Raw genomic sequence first — 1,217 nt, forward strand, 5'->3', positions numbered from 1 at the left:
GAACCGGTCGGACGTCACGTTTTATCAAACGCGGGATTGATAATCCCGGATCATGGGCAGAGGAGAAACGGAAGTATTTCACGTCAACAGTCTGCATCGGTAACATTGGTTAGATCAACGAAAAGAGATCCTGTATGCAGTAAGACGCAAAAAATTGTGAACGATTATCTAGCACATTGGTGGAGCGGGCTTTCGCCCGCTCAAGCTTTAAAGGTAACGGCTGCGTTCCCGTTCTATCTCCTCTTCGGTATAGGGGTCGGCGTTCGCGTCGAACCGTTGCCAGCCTTCCTCTACATAAAGTTTGCGTCGCGCATTGATATCCACCGGGCTGGCACCGGCTAAAATAGCGTCTGCTTCCGCGACGCGATCATCGGCAATGCGAGCGGTCACAAGTGAACCACCGCGACGAACGCCTTCAGCGTATAAGTGAGCGTCTTCTTCCGACACCCCGCTCTCCGTGAGCGCTCCGATGAGACCACCGGCGACCCCCCCGACAACTGCGCCTCCGACTGCACCGGTCAATGTTGCTGCGAGCCAACCTGCGGCCACGACTGGCCCAACGCCTGGAATCGCCATCAACCCAAGTCCTGTCAAAAGACCACCGGCACCACCGACAGCCGCACCTAGACCTGCACCAACCCCCGCGCCAGAGCCGGCATTACTCTCACCGTCATCGTCGCGGCGGTGGGATACAATGGAAATGTCGTCTGACGGGAACCCAGCGTTTTCGAGACGTGCCACGGCATCCTTGGCTGCTTCATAAGTGTCAAATAATCCGGTAACGGTTTTCATAGAAATCTCCCATGTTCAAATGGCGGACGGAAGCCAAACCTTCACATTGGCTTCTTTGTGACATTGCCCTGGTAGTCAAGCTGGACGTCCAGCTTCTCGTCACCTTTCATGGCAGAGGCTTCCCAGATGCCGTTTTCTTCGTTCAATTTAAGGCCGCTTACGCCCGTGTATCCTGCCTCCTCAATCCTTAATTTGGCCTGATCTTCTGTAAAGCTATTGGCACCCTTAACCGGCGCGTCTGGATTGTTGCTATCGGGCGTTGCTACCGCTGGAGTTTCCGGAGAGGTTTTGCCGGTGTCCTGAGCGAACACAGCCGAAGGCGCGATGATACAAGCGCTTAAGAACGCTAACGTTCTGATTTTCATTGTATTTCTCCAGTGAATTAAGTAACAGACATGAAACTCCCGCTGGCGACATAAGTTCCA

Annotated in this window: 2 protein-coding genes; both read right to left on the reverse strand. The window is 53.9% G+C overall.

Going from position 1 to position 1,217, the window contains the following annotated elements; translation table 11 throughout:
• Positions 1–207 precede the first annotated feature (207 nt).
• On the reverse strand, positions 208–792 hold the full coding sequence (locus F9K94_RS24215; protein WP_151610745.1) for a general stress protein: 585 nt from the start codon (positions 790–792) through the stop codon (positions 208–210).
• 41 nt (positions 793–833) lie between these two features.
• A complete protein-coding gene (locus F9K94_RS24220) occupies positions 834–1,157 on the reverse strand; it encodes a PepSY domain-containing protein (RefSeq protein ID WP_151649018.1) in 324 nt (107 codons plus the stop codon).
• Positions 1,158–1,217: the final 60 nt, after the last annotated feature.

The sequence above is a fragment of the Brucella tritici genome, assembly GCF_008932285.1.
Classification (GTDB): domain Bacteria; phylum Pseudomonadota; class Alphaproteobacteria; order Rhizobiales; family Rhizobiaceae; genus Brucella; species Brucella tritici.

What these genes read in the sequence shown, in the direction of transcription:
- F9K94_RS24215 (WP_151610745.1), bottom strand. Translation starts at nt 792, where the DNA reads ATGAAAACCGTTACCGGATTATTTGACACTTATGAAGCAGCCAAGGAT.
- F9K94_RS24220 (WP_151649018.1), bottom strand. Translation starts at nt 1,157, where the DNA reads ATGAAAATCAGAACGTTAGCGTTCTTAAGCGCTTGTATCATCGCGCCT.